Genomic DNA, 18,569 nt, shown 5'->3' on the forward strand with positions numbered 1-18,569 from the left:
TTTTCCTTGAAATTCAAATGTTGATTTTCGATGAACGCTTCATTTTCTCCGATGAATTGTAATATCTGTTTATCTAAATTCTTTATTATTAACCATAATACTACGGGACGAATAATAGTGGAAATCGATGGAAACCGGATAGCTACTTCTATTCTCTAATTTTAAGATTCCTTTTTTAGGCAATCTGTATGTAAATTCTGATTTGCCTGATATTTCATTAGGCATATTAAGTGAAGAAACTAGTGCAATCTTTTCTTCTGACAGATTTTTCACCTCTATTGTTGCAGGCGCCTTCACGTGATCAATACTTATACTTTCTCTTGGAGCTATGGTTATTGTTTTCCAAACATCCACTCTATGGTTATGTATACAAGAATACATCAACACTAAACCTGAAAAAAAAATGGTTTTATTCATTTCATAAAAATAAGTAGGAAAATGAAAGCGCTGCCTTGAAAATCTATGAACACCCATTTTTCTCCGACGAAAATATATTAATCCTATAAAAACGACCCTTCATCTAAATGCTGTTTCACAAGGTTTTAAGAGCCATTAATTTTGGAACATCAAAAAACAACAACCATGAAACTACAGTATATCATTATTGCAAGTCTAATTTCAACCTCTATTTTCGGACAGGTAAAAAAAGACAGTATTAAAAACATTGAACAGATCAACCTTTTGGTAAAGAAAAAATTGCTGGAAAGAAAAGCTGACCGATTGATCTTTAATGTAGAAGCTTCCATCGCTTCTCAGGGAATGGATGCTTCGGAAACCCTGGCGAATGTTCCGATGCTGAAAGTGGATGAAAATATGGGCAGCATTTCAATTACAGGGAAAAGCAGCGTCAATGTGATGATTAACGGCAGAATGCTGAACCTTTCAGGAACCGCTCTCTTAAATTATCTGAAAGCTATCCGTTCAGAAAATATTGCTAAAATCGAGGTTATCACCACTCCACCGGCAAAGTATGAAGCACAGGGAAACAGCGGACTGATTAATATTATTCTGAAAAAAAATCCGAATCTAGGTTTTAGCGGAAATATCAATGCGAATTTAATCCAGAGAACCTATTCCGGATTCAGTGATAACGGCACATTGAATTATCAGACTGAAAAATTCAGCAGCAGTTTGAAATTTAATTATTATGATTCTGCAAAACGTACCGATGAAAATTATGATATTATCGGGATCTCAAAAAACTACAGCAATTCTGTAAGAAGAGACATGTGGAAAGAGGTAACTCCCAGCCTCACGATGTCGTATAAAATCAACAAAAATTCAGAAATTGGTGTAGAATATATTTATGCCCACCAAAAATCAGGGATGGATATTGTAAATACCACCAGAAACATCAGTGAAAATCAGGTAGAAGAGCAATTACTCACCAACACATTTCACCGCGAAAAACTTCCGACCCATACGCTGAGTGCTTATTACGATCTTAAGCTGGATTCTCTTGGAAAAAAATTAAGCATTGCCGGGAATTTTTATAAAAATAATTCCGATACGGAAGTAAATTTTTCTACTTTGAAAAGTTCAGATAATTCTGTTCAGGATGTAAAGACCACGTCTTTGATCTCGCCACAAATTTTCTCTGCACAGGCGGATCTGGAGCTTCCTTTTTCATTCGGAAATATCGAAACCGGTGTGAAATTTAATCAGTTTAAAAACGCTTCCGACTTACAATATTTCAATTTAGTCAATAATCAGTACGTTGCAGATCAAGAAAAAGCCAATCTTTTTAATTATCAGGAGGAAAATTATGCGGCCTATTTTAGTTATGCTAAAGGTTTTGGTGAGCATTGGGAAACAAAAGCCGGACTTCGTTATGAAAATACTTTTGCAGAAAGCTTTTCACCTTCTACCAATTCAAAAAATAAGTACAATTACGGACAATGGTTTCCATCTGCTTTCGTTTCTTATAAAAAAGACAAAAATGTATTTAGCCTTTCGTATTCAAGAAGAATCAACCGTCCGAGCATGAGTAATTTGAACCCTTTCCGATGGTATTCTAATCCGTATTCTTATTCTTCAGGAAATCCTTTATTAACACCATCCTATATTAATAATTTTGAACTAGGATATGTTTATAACAGTAAATTTTCTGCCAGCATTTATTATTTAAAACTAAAAAATGCGTTTGGACAAATCTCGTCCATTAAAGATAATGCTGAACTGGATATTATCGGAACTTACCTGAATTATTACAACAATAATTTTTACGGAATGAACTTTTCTTACACCGACACATTTTTTAAGTTCTGGGAAACCACTTTATCCGGAAATGCTTCCTATCAAACTTCTGACGTTTTCAATGTGAATGCCAAAACACAGAAGGGATACTCCGTAAGTTATTTATTCAATAATACTTTTACTTTAAACAAATCAAAAACGCTCGCCTTTTTCCTGAATTACAGCCAGGATTTACCTTACAAAAATGTCAATACTTCTTTCCAAAATTTCTCTAATTTAAATTCCGGAATTAAAATATCTCTGATGGAAAAACAATTACAAATTAATGCTACCGTAACGAATATTTTTGCCCAAAGATACCGCGGAAATATGACCTTTGCTGACAATACGCAATATATGAACAATTACTGGGACGGAAGAAGTTTTCGTTTGAGCGTAAATTATACTTTCGGTGGCAATAAGAAGAAAATCAGCAAGAAAAATATCAATTTCGACGAAAAAGACAGAGTTCAATAATTCATTTGTAACAAAAAATACTTTTCTGCGTCTAACCAAATAGTAGAAAAACAATATGAAGAGAACAATTATTGCGCTATTTTCTATTGGGTCTGTACTAACGTATGCCCAGGAAAAAACTAATAACCAAGAAACGAAAGAGAAACAAATTGAAGAGGTAACTCTTACCAAAACTAAAAAAGCCGTTGAACAGAAAGCAGATCGTACGATCTTCGATTTTTCGGAGCAACCGAGCCTGAATTCCGGATCGTTGATGGAAGGAATTAAAAAACTTCCCGGTCTTGTTGCTTCGGAAATGGTAGGAATGATGTATCAGGGAAAACCTCTGGAAGTGTATATGGACGGAAGGCCGCTGAACATTTCCAGCAATGAGCTGACTGCCTTTATGGAAGGAATGCCCGCCAATTCGGTAGAGAGAATTGAGATCATTACTCAGCCCGGAGCAGAATTTCCGGCCACTTCGGGAAGTGCTATTTTGAATATCATCACCAGTAAATCGGCAAAAAACTATCTTACCGCAGTGTACAACGGAGGCTACCGATTTTCCAATTATGATAAATACAGAAGCAGATTCAACAATTCCATTGCGTTAAACTCAAGAAATAAATGGTTTGGATGGCAGGTGAATTTAGGTCAGTATTATCGTGAAAGCTTATCAGATTCTGAATTTGATGCGTTGAGTAAAAACCATTCCAACTCATTGGGGAGAACGTATTATCTGAATTCAGCTTTTACGTTTGAACTTGGAAAAGACCGATTGTTGGTAAATTATGACATTACGCACAATAACAACGGTTCGTCTATTGTTTCGGATGAATTTGTAAACGGATTCAACAGAAGTAATTTTACGAGTGATACAAAAGGTTTAAGACAGGAAGCTTCGGTAACGTATCAGAAAAAATTCAGTGATAAAAACAGAAAACTGGATTTTAAATTTGTGTATACCAATAATGATTCTGAATTTAATCAGCAAAGCAGCAACAGCCTAAACCTATTGGACAATTCATCCAACTTCAATGTGTATAATTTTAAGGTAGATTACTCACAGCCTTTAAAAATTTTAGATGAAGGAAAAGTAAGTTTCGGAGGTTTGTTTGATCAGCAGGACTTTAAAACAAAAGATCGAAGCATCGTTAATTTAGATTATACAAGACAAACGACTTCCGGATATGTGGAATTTCAGGCAAAGCTTAAAAAGTTTGATTTCATTGCCGGCGCAAGGGCTGAAAACTACGATATTACTGGAGTGACAAGAATGTTCAACACCAATAATGAGGTGGAGCAAAAGGATTTGAATGCATTTAAAAAATTCAAGGTATTTCCAAACGCAAGCATTCAGTATAACCTGATGAAGCAGCTTTTTGTCAATCTTAATTATAATAAGAAAATCAGTCTGCCAAGTGTATCATTATTGAATCCGAATAATACCACTTTACAGAACAATACCCTAACTTCCAACGGAAACCCGAATCTTCAGCCTACCATTTACGATAATGCTGAATTTAAGATCAGTGCATTCGATTATGCTTATATCAGTTACAACACAAGCTGGGTAAATAATCAGATCGTACAGAGAGTTTCCAGAGAAAATAATCTCATCAGAAATGAGCAGGTACAGGTTAACAGTTTGAGAACCCATAATTTCAGCTTTGGAATGCCGATTCCTTTTATGTTGTTTACAAAACCTTTCAGTGAGTTGATGAAGTTTAATGTAAACCCTGATAAAATGAATTTATTATATCTCTACACGGGATATCAACTTCAGGAAATGCCGGATATTAAAGCCAAAGGGTTCTGGATTTTCAGCGTGATGGGACAATTTATTTTACCAAAAGATGTTCGTCTACAGGCTAATTATAACATCATTCCGGCAAGAGGAAACTTCTATTATTTTGAGCTTGAAAAACCGCTTAATAATGCATTGGATATTACCATTTCAAAGAAATTCATGACGGACAGATTAAACCTTTCATTGTACGCGAGAGACATTTTTAATCAGAATAAAAGTGTGATCATCGCCCGTTCAGCAGGAGGAAGCGTTTATACATCCAATAAATTTGATAGCAGAAGCTTCGGAATTTCTGTTAATTATAAAATACCAACCAAAAACAAGCTGGCAAAAGAAGATCCGAATATGATCAAAACGACTACTCAAACCGAGAATAATGGTGGAGTGATGAGCCAAGGACAATAAGTCTTTTTGTTTAAACACAAATTACACTAATGCTTTGCACTAATATTCACTAATTTTTAAAATTTAAAACTCAATACTTAATCAATAGGAGCGGACTTTAGTCCGCTTTTTTTATGATATTTTATGGCTTTTGTCAAAAAATTTGATGGGATTTTTGTGAAACCACCCCGTCAAAAATTCAAAGAATTTTTTACACCCCTCCAAGGGAGGGGAATTTTTTTGGTGGTTGATTTATGTTTAAAATTCAATCGTTTGGAAACGCCAGTTTAGGGTATCGATCAAAGTCAATTGATTAAACTGCAAAGGCAGATCGGTAATAATCTTTAAGGCTAAATTCGCCATCATGCTTCCCACAATTCCAGGCAAAGAACCTAAAACTCCAAGACTGTCGCAATCCGGAAGGTTTTCATCAAAAGGTGGTTCGGGGAAAATATCTCTTAGGTTTTTGCTTCCATTGTAATTGAAAATTGCAACCTGTCCCGAAAAACCCAGAATACTTCCGTAAACCAAAGGTTTTTCCAACTTTACACAAGCATCATTGACCAAATATCTTGTTTTGAAATTATCAGAACCATCGATAATTAAATCAAATTGAGAAATAATTTCTTCACCATTTTCATCATCAATTTTCTTTTCAATTCCAATAAAATTGACATGGTGATTGAGATTTTTCACAAACAATTCAGCACTTTTCACTTTAGAAATACCAACTGATTTTTCATTGTGGATAACTTGTCGGTTTAAATTATGGAGCTCAACCTCATCAAAATCAGCAACGCCTAAAGTACCGACTCCCGCCGCCGCCAGATATTGAATAACAGGGGTACCCAAACCTCCTGCTCCAATGATCAAAACTTTGGAATTCATTATTTTCCGCTGACCTTCTAATCCGATTTCTTCGATGAAAATTTGTCGGTTATATCTTGCGAAGATGTCTTCGTTTTTCATTTTTTTGATTTTTAACGCAAAGGCGCAAGGTTAATTTTTAAAATTGTTATGTGTATTCTCGTTCGCAAGGGCATTTCATTCAGCAAATGATAGCACCATTTAGTTTAATTCAAACCTTTTAAATTTGAATTCCACTATAAACAGCGTCCCAATCTTTCATTATTGGGTCGTACCCAGCTTTTTTAATGATATTTTTCATTTCTTCCATGCTTCTTTCATCACTGGTTTCAAATTGTTCCAGTGATTCTTTATCTACCGCGTAACCTCCAGGATTCGTCTTTGATGCAGCGCTCATCGCCGTTGCTCCCAACGAAATGATATTATTCCTGAATTTTTCATTCTCTCTCGTTGAAATTGAAATTTCCAGATCTTCATTCCAAATTCGGTAGGCACAGATTAATTGTAGTAAATCTTTATCGGACATGATAAAATTCGGTTCGATAATTCCTTCAGCTGGTCTAAGTCTCGGAAATGAAACAGAAAATTTACTTCTCCAATACTGCTTTTGAAGATAATCGATGTGAAGTGCATTGAAAAAACTGTCAATTCTCCAATCTTCAAGTCCCAACAAAACGCCCAATCCCATTTTATGAATCCCGGCTTTCCCGATTCTGTCGGGGGTTTCCAGCCGAAAATTGAAATTCGACTTTTTTCCTTTCGGATGATATTCTTTATACACTTCCTGATGGTAGGTTTCCTGATACACCAAAACTGCATTCACTCCCGCCTCATGCAGTTGCAGATACTCTCCTTCCGACAAAGGCTGAACCTCAATCGAAATATTGGCGAAATGAGGTTTTAAAAGCTTAATCGCATTCAGAAAATAATCAATTCCTACCGTTTTATTGGCTTCACCGCTTACCAACAGAACATGGTTTACTCCCATTGATTTCAAGACCATTGCTTCCATCATCAATTCTATGTTGGAAAGTGTTTTCCTTTTAATTGAATTATCTAAGCTAAAACCGCAATACGTACAAATATTCTGACATTCATTACTCAGATACAGCGGCGCATACAACTGAATTGTTTTCCCGAAACGTTTTTGAGTAAGCAGTTGAGTCATTTTCGCCATGACTTCTAATTTCTGAGCAGCAACAGGTGAAAGAAAATTCAAAAAATCTTCTATGGTTTTATTCTTTTTCTGAAGACTCGTTTCGACATCGTATAATGTCACTTTTTCAAGCTTTATTTTCACTTCTTCCCATTGATATTTTTCAAAAAAATCTTTAAAACTCTTCATAAAATTTAGTTTTAATCAAAATAAATTGCAAACACCACTTATAAATAGGACTTCATCCTATTCTTTATTAAATCATCCCTTCGGGACTCTTCTATTCTGTGTATCAATCAAATAAAAATGAAGTCAACGGACTTGAAGCTTCAGCATGATTTCCAATCGCTCCCAAACCAGATTCAAAAGCTCTTCTTCCGGCAATTACTCCTTCTTTAAAAGCCAACGCCATATTGATAGGATTTTGCGCCACTGCAATCGCTGTATTCACTAACACTGCATCAGCACCCATTTCCATGGCTTTCGCCGCATCGGAAGGCGCACCAATTCCAGCATCTACAACAACCGGAACATTACTCTGAGCGATAATAATTTCTAAAAAATCTAAAGTTTTTAAACCTTTATTCGTTCCGATTGGTGCTCCCAGAGGCATTACCACCGCTGTTCCCGCATCTTCCAAGCGTTTACACAAAACCGGATCTGCATGAATGTAAGGCATGACGATAAATCCTAATTTTGCCAATTCTTCCGTAGCATACAATGTTTCAATCGGGTCAGGCAACAGATATTTTGGATCGGGATGAATTTCTAACTTCACCCAGTTGGTTTCCAAGGCTTCTCTTGCCAATTGTGCTGCCAAAACTGCTTCCTTAGCCGTTCTTGCCCCTGAAGTATTCGGTAAAAGATGAACGTTTGTAGATTGTAAAGAGCTTAATAAATCTCCCTCCGTAGATTCAGAATCGATTCTCTTCAACGCCATGGTTACCATTTCTGAACCTGAAGCGATGATAGATTCTGCCATTTCTGAAAGACTTCCGAATTTTCCTGTTCCTAAAAACAATCGGGATTCAAAAGTTCTGTCTGCTATTCTTAATTCTTGATTTTTCATTGTAATACCTTTTTAAATTTAGTCACAACCGCTGGCTCATTAGTAATTTGTCCAGAAACTGCGACTCCATAAATTCCGATTTGTTGTAATAATTCAATATCTTCCAAAACGACTCCACCAATGGCAAATATTTTTGGAATTTCTGCTGATTTTTCTTTTAAGCCATCAATGATATTTTGATAGCCTTCAAATCCTAAAATCGGGCTTAACTGTTCTTTAGTTGACGTAAATCTTAAGGGACCCAAACCAATATAATCACAAGATTCAGCCATTCTCTGAAGAACATCTGAAATCTTATTTGCCGTTCCACCAATGATTTTATTTTCTCCTAAAATGTGTCTGGCAATTTCAATGGATGTATCTTTTAAACCTAAATGAACGCCGTCGGCATCAATTTCTTTTGCAATTTGAACATGATCGTTGATGATACAAACCGCTTGGTTATCTGCACATAATTTTTTTGAAATTTCACAAAGCCTGATGAATTCATTTTCGGGAGCATTTTTCCAGCGAACCTGAATCCATTTTACTCCGTTGTCAAGTGCTTTTCGGATGTTCAGTTCCTGATCTTCTATGGTAAATCCTTGAGAGAGGTATTGTAATTTTTCCATTAGTATTTTGTTGACTTCATTTTCATTATTTTCCGAAATAACCGTATTGGTGAATCACTTTGCCATACTGCGCCTAAAAGAGCTATCCCATCGATCGTATTTTCAAAAGCTTTAGTGATATTTTTTTCATCAATTCCTCCCAAAGCAATTAATTTTACCTTTGAATTGTCTCGCTTTTTAATATCCCTTAAAATAGTCGAATTTTCACCGTAGCCTTTTTTAGAGATACTCGGAAAGACCGGACTGACAAAAGCATATTCCCAATCTGCATTCAATTCATTAAACGTTTCAATATCGTGAACAGATGTAGACATTATTTTATCTTTAAAAGCTTTAAACAAACCATTTTGTCTATCAATTTCTCTGAAATGAAGTCTTGAGATATTGAAGGTTTCTGCTACATCGTAATGACTATGCAAAACCAATTGAGCATGAAATTTCAAATCTATATTTTGAATAAAACCCGTCATTTCTTCTGAATTGATGAAAGGTTTTCTGACGTGAAGTAAATCCAATCCTTCATGAAATAGTTCATTAATTAACTCAACTTCATTTTTTTTCCGTTCTTCGGGGGTAATGACGATGATCATATATAAATTTCTTTCCCTTTTTCGATAAATTCCTGTGATTTGTCGAACATTCCTTTTTCTGCCGATTCGCGGATTTCCTGAGTAATTTTCATGGAACAGAATTTTGGTCCGCACATCGAACAGAAATGTGCAATTTTTGCCCCATCCGCCGGAAGGGTTTCATCATGATAAGACCTTGCTGTTTCCGGATCCAATGAAAGATTGAACTGATCTTCCCAACGGAATTCAAATCTGGCCTTGCTCAAAGCATTGTCCCGGTATTGAGCTCCGGGATGACCTTTCGCTAAATCTGCAGCATGAGCCGCCAGTTTATAGGTAATCACTCCTACTTTTACATCGTCTCTATTCGGAAGTCCTAGATGTTCTTTGGGCGTTACATAACACAACATTGCACATCCAAACCAACCAATCATCGCAGCTCCGATTCCCGAAGTGATGTGGTCATAACCTGGCGCAATATCCGTCGTTAAAGGGCCTAATGTGTAAAAAGGAGCTTCATCGCATACTTCCAACTGCTTCTCCATATTTTCTTTAATCATGTGCATCGGAACGTGCCCGGGACCTTCAATCATGACCTGAACGTTGTGTTTCCAGGCAATTTTCGTTAATTCTCCTAAAGTTTCTAATTCCGCAAACTGAGCTTCATCATTAGCATCGGCAATCGAGCCAGGACGAAGACCATCTCCCAACGAAAAAGCAACGTCATATTTTTTCATGATTTCACAGATTTCCTCAAAATGCGTGTACAAAAAGTTTTCTTTATGATGGAAAAGACACCATTTTGCCATGATAGAACCGCCTCGGGAGACAATTCCCGTGACACGCTTTGCTGTTAAATGAATATATCTCAGCAATACTCCCGCATGAATCGTGAAATAAGAAACTCCCTGTTCTGCCTGCTCGATCAAAGTATCTTTAAAAATTTCCCATGTTAAATCTTCCGCAACACCTTTTACTTTCTCCAAAGCCTGATAAATTGGAACGGTACCAATCGGAACCGGACTGTTTCTGATGATCCATTCTCTGGTTTCATGGATATTTTTTCCGGTTGACAGATCCATAATTGTGTCTGCACCCCATCTACATGCCCAAACTGCTTTTTCAACTTCTTCTTCAATGCTTGATGAAACGGCGCTGTTTCCAATGTTAGCATTAATTTTAACCAAGAAATTTCTTCCGATAATCATCGGTTCGCTTTCGGGGTGATTGATATTGTTGGGTATAATTGCCCTTCCTGCGGCAATTTCATCTCTTACAAATTCGGGAGTGATTTTATTTTTCGGCGTTTTTGCGCCAAAACTATTTCCCTGATGCTGAAAAGCCATGTCTTTTGAAACAGCATCCAACTGTTCAATTCTTTGATTTTCTCTAATGGCAATGTATTCCATTTCGGGAGTGATGATCCCCTGTTTTGCGTAGTATAATTGAGTAACTTGTTGTCCTTCTTTTGATACTTTCGGTTTGTGGTTGTAAGAAAAACGCAGGTTGTCTAGTTTTGAATCGGCAAGTCTAGCTTTTCCGTATTCGGAAGTAATTCCGTCCAGAATTTCGACGTCATTTCTGTCTAAAATCCATTGTTCACGGATTCTTGGAAGTCCTTTTTCAATATTAATTTCAGAATTTTCATCGGTATAAGCTCCTGATGTATCGTAAACGGTAACTGCAGGATTGTGTTCCAAAGTTCCGTTGGATAGTTTGGTCGGACTTAGTTCTATTTCGCGCATCGCTACACTGATGGGATGAATTTTCCCTTCAACATAGATTTTTTTTGAGTTCGAAAACGGCGAACGGGTGATGTTATGAGCCATATAATTTTTGTTTTTTATGGAAATTAACCGCCCTGAGTGGCAGTAATAATTAAAATTGAATCTTTGTCGTTGAGAATAGTTTCCGCCCAGAATGACTGCGGAACAATGCGGTTGTTGAGTGCTACGGCAATCCCTTTTTTCTTTTCGGGTAATTCCATAGCGATGAGTGCTTCCAGATTTTCGGGAAGTACTTCGAATTTTTTGGTCGTGTGGTTGATTGTGAGCTCCATTCCTAACATTTTTTTAAATGCACCTTAGGAATGGCCATTATTGTACAATAGAATGTACAGCAAAAGTCATCTACTTTTCCCTACGCTAGTATGATCTAGAAATCAGGTTCAAAGGGTAAAATCTCAGCCCGTTTGTTCAACAGACACCCCTAAAGTGTGGGACGAAGTTAGACATTTTTTTAGAATGGGCAAAATTTTTGGGAAAAGCTGGATGGTGGAGTTTTTTTATGGCCACGAATGCACGAATGGTTTTTTATCTCGCTCAAATACTATTGATTTTCATGGACAATGCTATTTTTTGTTGGTGAATCGCAAGGGCGCAAAGATGTTTTTTAATGCACGATGCTTTTAAGGCGCAAGGATTTTATCAGAGATAAAATTTTGGAACGTATTTTTTATGCCACGAATGCACGAATGGTTTTTTATCTTCCTAAGATGCCACGGATTTTCACAGATTATTGCAAAATATTTTTTTAGAAAGGTTTATGAATCTGCGTTATCTGTAAAATCAACGTGAGAATAATTAGTCGCTCCTTAAAAAGCTGTTTTTTGACTTTGAAAATTATATTTGCCTAAAAAGATTCGGAGAACAAGTTCGAGCCAAAGAAGAATTTGTTGTTTGATTTGATTCAATCTCATCTTCAAATTGTATCCAATCCCTGCTAATAATGCATTATTAATATCTCCAGCCACTCCTTTCAGGAAGTTTAATCCTAAGGAGTGGTTTCTTTTTAAATGAGAGATACAAGGTTCTATGGCTGCTCTTGCCCGGAATCTTAATCTGGCTACTTGTTGCCCATATTTTGTTTTTTCTTTTTTTGCGGGAAGCAAAATTGCTGTTCCTTCCACTTCTTTGATTCCTTTAAATCCTCTGTCTGTAGTGGCTTTCGTAGGTCTTGTTCCGCCAACGGATTTTCTTACCCTCTCACTCTGTGCCAATGATTCTTCAAGAGTTTTACTATCGTGAGGATTGCCAGAAAATCTCTTTACCGAGCTGATGATCCCTGTTTTCCGACCTCTTACTACTGCTACTTTTGTCCCAAACTCGTATGCTTTTCCCGATTTTCCTTTCGCAATACACGCAACTTGTGGCTCGTGAAGACTGTAAATTTTATCTTTCGTGGTACGTTCTTGGGTGAGTGCTTTAAGGTAAATTTTAAAAACGTCTTCGTAGCCTTTCAAAACATCTTTAGGAAGTTTTCTTTCCAATTCCCGAAGAACTCTTTTACCAATCGTCCTGAGCTTTTTCCTCGCCATTTTTGCCTTCTTCTGTCTTCTGGGATGATGTCCAAAAAAAGCGTCCCGCAATAATTGTTTGCTCACTCTTCTGTAGCTTTGTCTTTGTACAACGCTCTCTTTTTCTGCTATTTTTCTACAATTGTCGATTACTTTTTTTGCTAATTTGGCATCGGTAGGAAAGGTAATGTTCTTCTCCTGAACCGTCGTATCTACCTGAACTTCATCTTCTGTTTTGGCTTTGGGATGGAGAGAAACGCTTTGTCCCAAAAGAAATTCCAAACCCTTATCTCCAATTCTTTTTCTGAAGTGTACAAAATTGCTCGGATCGAAAGGCTGCTCTGTCTGGAAAAAGGTTTCTCCGGTAAAATATTGCCAATACGCATTCTCAATCCATCTCTCTATTACACTTTCATCACTTTCTTTAAACATTTCCTTGAGCAAAAGCATTCCTGCTATTTTACGGATAGCAATAGAAGGTCTTCCGTTTTCTGAAAATAATTTCTCAAACTCTGACTCCATTTTATCCCAGGAAATCTCCCCAGCTAATTTTACCACCGGATGCTCCATATTAATAAGCTCCGTAAGCCTGGTCTTGAATAAATTCTGCTGTAAATCCTCTCTTATTTTGCCTAACATTTTGCCACTTTTTATATCCTAAAAATACAATTTATTGCAATTTTTTACAACGATTTTTTACGAAATATAAGTGCATAAAAACTGATAATCAAAATATTACTTGGTTTTTAAGGAATGACTAATTATGTCAATATTTAAATACATGACTGAAGCCATAGCCCCGATTGCAATGAAAATCCCGCAATGAAGCGGTGGAGCGAAGCGGAGTCGCGTAATGAGGAATTGTAATGGAAAGCGGGAAATTGCTCCTTAAAATAATTAACAATTCGGTGTAGCCAAATAGCTTCAAATAAAAAAAGGAAACCCAATCTGTTTCAGTTTCCTTTTCTATTTTTGTTATTATTTATTCTTCACAGGCTCTCCAAATCGCATCATTTTGCGGAACAGGAGCGATGATTTCAATATTTTCTTTGGTCACCGGATGAATAAATTCCAGTTTTCTGGCGTGAAGATTGATTCCGCCATCGGGATTGGAACGTGGTGCTCCGTATTTGAGATCCCCTTTAATCGGAACGCCGGTTTTTGACAATTGCGCTCTGATCTGGTGATGTCTTCCCGTTTCAAGATCAATTTCCAATAAAAGATAATTATCCAGCGTTTTGATCACGTTATAGGTAAGAATGGCCTCTTTCGCACCCTCTGTCACTTTCGGAAAAACAATCGCTTTATTATTCTTCTCGTTTTTCTGTAAATAATGAACCAGTCTTTGCGTTTTCGGGATCATATCTTTCGCTACCACCGCCCAATACGTTTTTTTAATCTCACGGTTTTTCACCATTTGAGTTAAACGCGACAATGCTTTGGAAGTTTTAGCATAAATCACCAAACCTGAAGTTGGCCTGTCGATACGATGAACCAAACCGAGAAATACATTTCCCGGTTTGTCATCTCTTTTCTTTATAAAATTTTTGATCAATTCCAACAGAGAATCATCACCCGTCTTATCGCCCTGAACGAGCTGTCCGACTTTTTTATTGATGACCATCAGATGGTTGTCTTCATATACAATCTGCTCCTCCATCATTTATTGTCGATAGTTGGGTCTGTTGGCAATGGAAAGAATAATTCCGCCCAAAAGTCCAACGGTTTTTATAGATTCTAATCTTGTTCCCACTGGAATAAATAATCCTCCCAATACACAAATGGCTGCAGCAGCGTACATGGCATAGGTGAAATTTTGGTTTTTCATTAAAGGAGCCTGTAAGAAAAAGCTTCCTCCAATTAAAACATAGAATACTTTTCGGGAAAGTAATGTATTGATTTCGGGAGAGAAAAGATGAAACCACCCCACTGCTAAACAAAGCAAAGCAATGATTGATAACATTCCCTGAGTAGACTGTTGATTTCTCATGAATTAATAACTTTCATTTTCGTTAGGAAAATCCTGGCTTTTTACATCTTTTACATACTGCGAAACCGCACCCGTAATTTCTGTATATAAATCCAGATATCTTCTTAAAAATTTCGGACTGAAACCTTTGTTCATTCCCACCATATCGTGATACACCAATACCTGACCATCGCAATGAGGTCCTGCCCCGATCCCGATTGTCGGAATGGAAATAGCTTCCGTTACTTTTTGAGCTAAATCTGCAGGAATTTTTTCTAAAACAACCCCGAAGCAACCTAATTCTTCAAGTAATTTTGCATCGTTGATTAGTTTTTCTGCTTCAGCCTCTTCTTTAGCTCTTACTTTATAGGTTCCGAACTGATAAATAGACTGTGGCGTTAATCCCAAATGTCCCATAATCGGAATACCCGCGTTGATGATTTTTTTAATTGATTTTGAAATTTCTTTTCCGCCTTCAATTTTAATGGCATGTGCGCCACCCTCTTTCATCATTCTTACTGCTGACTCCAAAGCCAGATCAGGATTACTCTGATACGTTCCGAAAGGAAGATCCGCAATAACCAAAGCTCTGTCTGTTCCCCTTACCACACTTTGTGTATGATAAATCATCTGATCCAGCGTAATAGGCAATGTCGTTTCAAAACCAGCCATCACATTAGCTGCAGAATCTCCAATCAAAACCGCATCAATTCCTCCTGCATCTACCATTTTCGCAGTGGTAAAATCGTATGCCGTAAGCATCGTAATTTTTTCCTTGTCGAATTTCATTTTACGCAAGGTTTCAGTCGTAACTTTTTTAATTTCAGAATGAACAGACATAATGTATCTATTTTTTAAAGTTAAAAAAGTCGGCACTAGGCCGACTTAAAGTTTTTGTATGATTTTTATAAAACTACGTGACCTAGTTTCATTAATTTATCGTGGTTGAGAATTTTAATATTTCTTCCGTCTACTTCGATGAGCTGATCTCCTTTAAATTCTGATATTAAACGAATTGCACTCTCTGTAGCCGTTCCGATGATATTGGCAATTTCCTCTCTCGTTAAAGAAATTTTGATGAATCCTTCAGGATCTACGCCTAATTTTTGTTCTAAAAGAAGTAAAATTTCCGCCAATCTTTCTCTTACCGTTTTTTGAGCAAGGAAAGTAATGGTATTGGAAGACTCTCCCAATTCGTAAGAAATTTTCTGAAGCATTACAAAAGAAAGCTGTGGATCTACCTCCAAAAGATACATAAAAATATCTGCAGGTAGAAAAGTAGCTTCAATATCCGTCATTGCCTCAGCCTTCGCCTGGAAATTTTCCCCGCAAAGTAAAGAACGATAGCCGATGATGTCCCCTTCTTTGATAAATCTTAAGATCTGATCTTTTCCAAACGCTCCCGATTTTGACAGCTTAGCTGCCCCTTTTTCTAAAACAAAGACCCCTCTTGGTGTTTCTCCGTCTTCGAAAATGGTATCATGTTTCTGAAAACTGAATTTCTTCTTACCATTAATATATTTCTCAAAATCAGCGCTGGAAAGTCTTTCCTTGAATGATTTATCATTAAAAACTCTTGCGAACCTCTCCTCAATTGCAATCTGTTGTTCCTGCGACATTTTATATGACATTTATCACAAAAATAGAACTTTTTAACTCGATAAACAAAAAAAATTGTTATAATTTTGTCGTTCAATAATTTATGGAGGTGAGTGATAACTGTTTTCATTGCGGTCAAGGGATAGAAAAAGAGAGAATTCTATTTGACGAAAAGACTTTCTGCTGCAACGGTTGCAAGTCTGTTTACGAAATTCTGAACATCAACAACTTAACTAATTTTTACGAACTCAATAAAAGAGCAGGAATTCGTCCGGACGACAACTCTTCTCAATACGAATATCTTGATACACAGGAGATTTTTGACAAAATCACGGATTTCTCAGAAGGCGGAACGAGTTTAGTCACATTCAAGATCCCTGTAATCCACTGTTCTTCTTGCATTTGGCTATTAGAAAGCCTTCATACATTAAACCCGAATATTAAATATTCTCAGGTTAATTTCACAAGAAAGACCTTACAGATCTCATTCAACCATAACGAATTAAAATTAAGCGAGTTAGCTAGTTTTTTAACTAATTTAGGATACAAACCTGTTATCAGCCTTGAAACAGCCGATAAAAATGTGGAGCATCTCGACAAATCTTTACTGGTAAAGTTCGCCATTGCCGCTTTTGCTTTCGGAAATGGAATGTTTCTTGCTTTCCCGGAATATATCGGTGGGGAAGACTACTGGATGGAGCATTATAAAGGCCTTTTCAGAGCTCTAATGTGCGTTCTTGCCATTCCTGTTGTGGTATATTCGGCTTCCGATTATTATAAATCGGCTTGGTATGGTTTAAAAAACAAGATCGTTAATATCGATGTTCCTATTGTTTTAGGAATTATTGTTCTTTTCGGACGAAGCTTGTATGAGGTTGCTACAGATTACGGTCCGGGCTATTTCGATACCCTTTGCGGACTGTTATTCTTTATGCTTTTAGGTAAAATCTTCCAGAAAAGAACTTACAATGCGCTTTCTTACGACAGAGATTACAAATCATTCTATCCTATTGCGGTTACCAAGGTTGATTTCGAAGGAAAACAGGATAATATTCTGCTGTCTGAGATTAAAATCGGAGACCGAATTTTGGTAAGAAATCAGGAAATCATCCCTGTGGATGCTATCCTGATCAATGGTGAAGGAAATATTGACAATAGCTTTATTACAGGAGAAAGTGCCGCCATCAGCAAACAGCCGGGAGATAAGATCTTTGCAGGAGGAAAACAAATCGGATCTTCATTAGAGCTAGAAGTTATTAAAGATGTAGACCAAAGTTATTTGACACAGCTCTGGAATAAAGAAGCTTTCAAAAAGCATGAGACAGGATTGGATACGCTCACCAATAACATCAGCAAATACTTCACATTCATCATTTTAGGGATTGCCCTGATTTCAGGAATTTACTGGTCGTTTGTGGATATGGAAAAAATGTTCCAAGTTATTTCTGCCATTTTGATCATTGCCTGTCCCTGCGCCCTTGCGCTGTCAGCACCATTCACATTCGGTCATATTATGAGGATTTTAGGTCGAAATAAGTTTTACGTAAAAGATACTTTAACGATAGAAAAAATCGCAAAACTGGACACCATTGTTTTTGATAAAACAGGAACGATTACCCACAGAAAAAAATCAAACATAAAATTTGAAGGATCTGAGATCAAAGAATTTGATTTACTGAATATTAAAACCCTGTTAAAAAATTCCAACCACCCTCTTTCCAAGTCTTTATATGAATTTATTGAAGCGAAAGACGAATATTTTCCGGTTGAAAACTTCAAGGAAATTTCAGGAAAAGGATATGAAGCGAGCGTGAGAGGAGCTATTTATAAAATCGGTTCTGCACGCTACAATAATCAGGAATCCAAAAATCTTGAAACAGCCGTTTACATCAGCAAAAACAATGAATTTTTAGGGAAATTTATCTTTAAAAACGAATATCGCGAAAACCTGAAAAGCTTATTCAACAAGCTTACGGATTATAAAATTTTCATTCTGAGCGGTGATAATTCTTCTGAAGAAAATCAATTGAAAGAGTTAATCCCGAATTACAAAGGAATGGCTTTCAACCAAAATCCTGAAGATAAACTTAATTACATTAAAGAACTCCAGAATCAAAACATGAAAGTAGCGATGCTTGGAGACGGACTAAACGATGCCGGAGCATTGAAACAAAGTAATGTAGGAATTGCTATTGCCGATGATTCTAACAGCTTTACCCCTTCTTCTGATGTGATTATGAATGGGGAAAAAGTAGTTGATCTGGATAACTATCTGAATGTTGCAAAAGGCTCCATCACTATTGTGAAAATGACATTTATAATCAGTTTTCTTTACAATGTTGTGGGTTTAAGTTACGCTGTAACAGGTCATATGCATCCTCTTTTTGCAGCATTAATCATGCCTGCAAGTTCAATTACAGTGGTTTCATTCACTACACTTTCAACTTGGATATTGGGAAGAAAATATTTCAAAAAACGTGCTTAAAAGCCCTTATTTAGACTGATTTTAAATTAGCTGAAAACCGTATTTCGTGATGAATGTCATTATT

General features: G+C 36.6%; 16 protein-coding genes and 1 riboswitch. Of the genes, 3 read left to right on the forward strand and 13 right to left on the reverse strand.

Annotation, left to right across the window (positions count from 1 at the left end; translation table 11 throughout):
* Window positions 1-69: 69 nt before the first annotated feature.
* Window positions 70-417 (reverse strand): hypothetical protein, encoded by a 348-nt coding sequence (locus VUJ46_RS13655; RefSeq protein ID WP_326981302.1) that lies wholly within the window; start codon window positions 415-417, stop codon window positions 70-72.
* A gap of 165 nt (window positions 418-582) precedes the next feature.
* Here VUJ46_RS13655 and VUJ46_RS13660 point away from each other — a divergent pair, with 165 nt between their 5' ends.
* Window positions 583-2,712 (forward strand): TonB-dependent receptor domain-containing protein, encoded by a 2,130-nt coding sequence (locus VUJ46_RS13660; RefSeq protein WP_326981303.1) that lies wholly within the window; start codon window positions 583-585, stop codon window positions 2,710-2,712.
* A gap of 55 nt (window positions 2,713-2,767) precedes the next feature.
* On the forward strand, window positions 2,768-4,906 hold the full coding sequence (locus VUJ46_RS13665) for an outer membrane beta-barrel family protein (RefSeq protein ID WP_326981304.1): 2,139 nt from the start codon (window positions 2,768-2,770) through the stop codon (window positions 4,904-4,906).
* 237 nt (window positions 4,907-5,143) lie between these two features.
* On the opposite strand, the gene VUJ46_RS13670 is transcribed toward VUJ46_RS13665, so the two are convergent.
* From VUJ46_RS13670 to VUJ46_RS13725, 12 genes are all read right to left on the reverse strand, one after another.
* A complete protein-coding gene (locus tag VUJ46_RS13670) occupies window positions 5,144-5,854 on the reverse strand; it encodes a HesA/MoeB/ThiF family protein (RefSeq protein WP_326981305.1) in 711 nt (236 codons plus the stop codon).
* Between the two features lie 118 nt (window positions 5,855-5,972).
* On the reverse strand, window positions 5,973-7,097 hold the full coding sequence (gene thiH, locus VUJ46_RS13675) for a 2-iminoacetate synthase ThiH (RefSeq protein WP_326981306.1): 1,125 nt from the start codon (window positions 7,095-7,097) through the stop codon (window positions 5,973-5,975).
* A gap of 103 nt (window positions 7,098-7,200) precedes the next feature.
* Complete coding sequence (locus VUJ46_RS13680) at window positions 7,201-7,977, reverse strand: thiazole synthase (RefSeq protein ID WP_326981307.1); 777 nt, start codon at window positions 7,975-7,977, stop codon at window positions 7,201-7,203.
* On the reverse strand, window positions 7,974-8,588 hold the full coding sequence (gene thiE, locus VUJ46_RS13685) for a thiamine phosphate synthase (protein ID WP_326981308.1): 615 nt from the start codon (window positions 8,586-8,588) through the stop codon (window positions 7,974-7,976). The genes VUJ46_RS13680 and thiE overlap by 4 nt, the downstream gene beginning before the upstream one ends.
* On the reverse strand, window positions 8,588-9,178 hold the full coding sequence (locus VUJ46_RS13690) for a thiamine phosphate synthase (protein WP_326981309.1): 591 nt from the start codon (window positions 9,176-9,178) through the stop codon (window positions 8,588-8,590). Before VUJ46_RS13690 ends, thiE begins: the two co-directional genes overlap by 1 nt.
* Complete coding sequence (gene thiC, locus VUJ46_RS13695; protein WP_326981310.1) at window positions 9,175-10,986, reverse strand: phosphomethylpyrimidine synthase ThiC; 1,812 nt, start codon at window positions 10,984-10,986, stop codon at window positions 9,175-9,177. The genes VUJ46_RS13690 and thiC overlap by 4 nt, the downstream gene beginning before the upstream one ends.
* 23 nt (window positions 10,987-11,009) lie before the next feature.
* Window positions 11,010-11,216 carry a sulfur carrier protein ThiS gene (gene thiS, locus VUJ46_RS13700; RefSeq protein WP_326981311.1) on the reverse strand — a complete coding sequence of 69 codons (207 nt, stop codon included), beginning with the start codon at window positions 11,214-11,216 and terminating at the stop codon, window positions 11,010-11,012.
* A 60-nt stretch (window positions 11,217-11,276) separates the two neighbouring features.
* Window positions 11,277-11,377: riboswitch (TPP riboswitch) on the reverse strand.
* Window positions 11,378-11,750: 373 nt separating this feature from the next.
* On the reverse strand, window positions 11,751-13,091 hold the full coding sequence (locus VUJ46_RS13705) for an IS5 family transposase (protein WP_326981209.1): 1,341 nt from the start codon (window positions 13,089-13,091) through the stop codon (window positions 11,751-11,753).
* Window positions 13,092-13,434: 343 nt separating this feature from the next.
* On the reverse strand, window positions 13,435-14,115 hold the full coding sequence (locus VUJ46_RS13710; RefSeq protein WP_326981312.1) for an RluA family pseudouridine synthase: 681 nt from the start codon (window positions 14,113-14,115) through the stop codon (window positions 13,435-13,437).
* Window positions 14,116-14,442, reverse strand: a complete 327-nt coding sequence (locus VUJ46_RS13715; RefSeq protein ID WP_326981313.1) for a hypothetical protein — start codon at window positions 14,440-14,442, stop codon at window positions 14,116-14,118. It lies immediately after the preceding gene.
* Between the two features lie 3 nt (window positions 14,443-14,445).
* Window positions 14,446-15,261: a 3-methyl-2-oxobutanoate hydroxymethyltransferase gene (gene panB, locus VUJ46_RS13720; protein WP_326981314.1), complete on the reverse strand. Its 816-nt coding sequence runs from the start codon at window positions 15,259-15,261 to the stop codon at window positions 14,446-14,448.
* Window positions 15,262-15,326: 65 nt separating this feature from the next.
* Window positions 15,327-16,040: a Crp/Fnr family transcriptional regulator gene (locus VUJ46_RS13725; protein WP_326981315.1), complete on the reverse strand. Its 714-nt coding sequence runs from the start codon at window positions 16,038-16,040 to the stop codon at window positions 15,327-15,329.
* Between the two features lie 89 nt (window positions 16,041-16,129).
* Between VUJ46_RS13725 and VUJ46_RS13730 the strand changes: the two genes are divergently transcribed.
* Window positions 16,130-18,505, forward strand: a complete 2,376-nt coding sequence (locus VUJ46_RS13730) for a heavy metal translocating P-type ATPase (RefSeq protein ID WP_326981316.1) — start codon at window positions 16,130-16,132, stop codon at window positions 18,503-18,505.
* Window positions 18,506-18,569 lie beyond the last annotated feature (64 nt).

The organism is Chryseobacterium sp. MYb264, from assembly GCF_035974275.1.
Classification (GTDB): domain Bacteria; phylum Bacteroidota; class Bacteroidia; order Flavobacteriales; family Weeksellaceae; genus Chryseobacterium.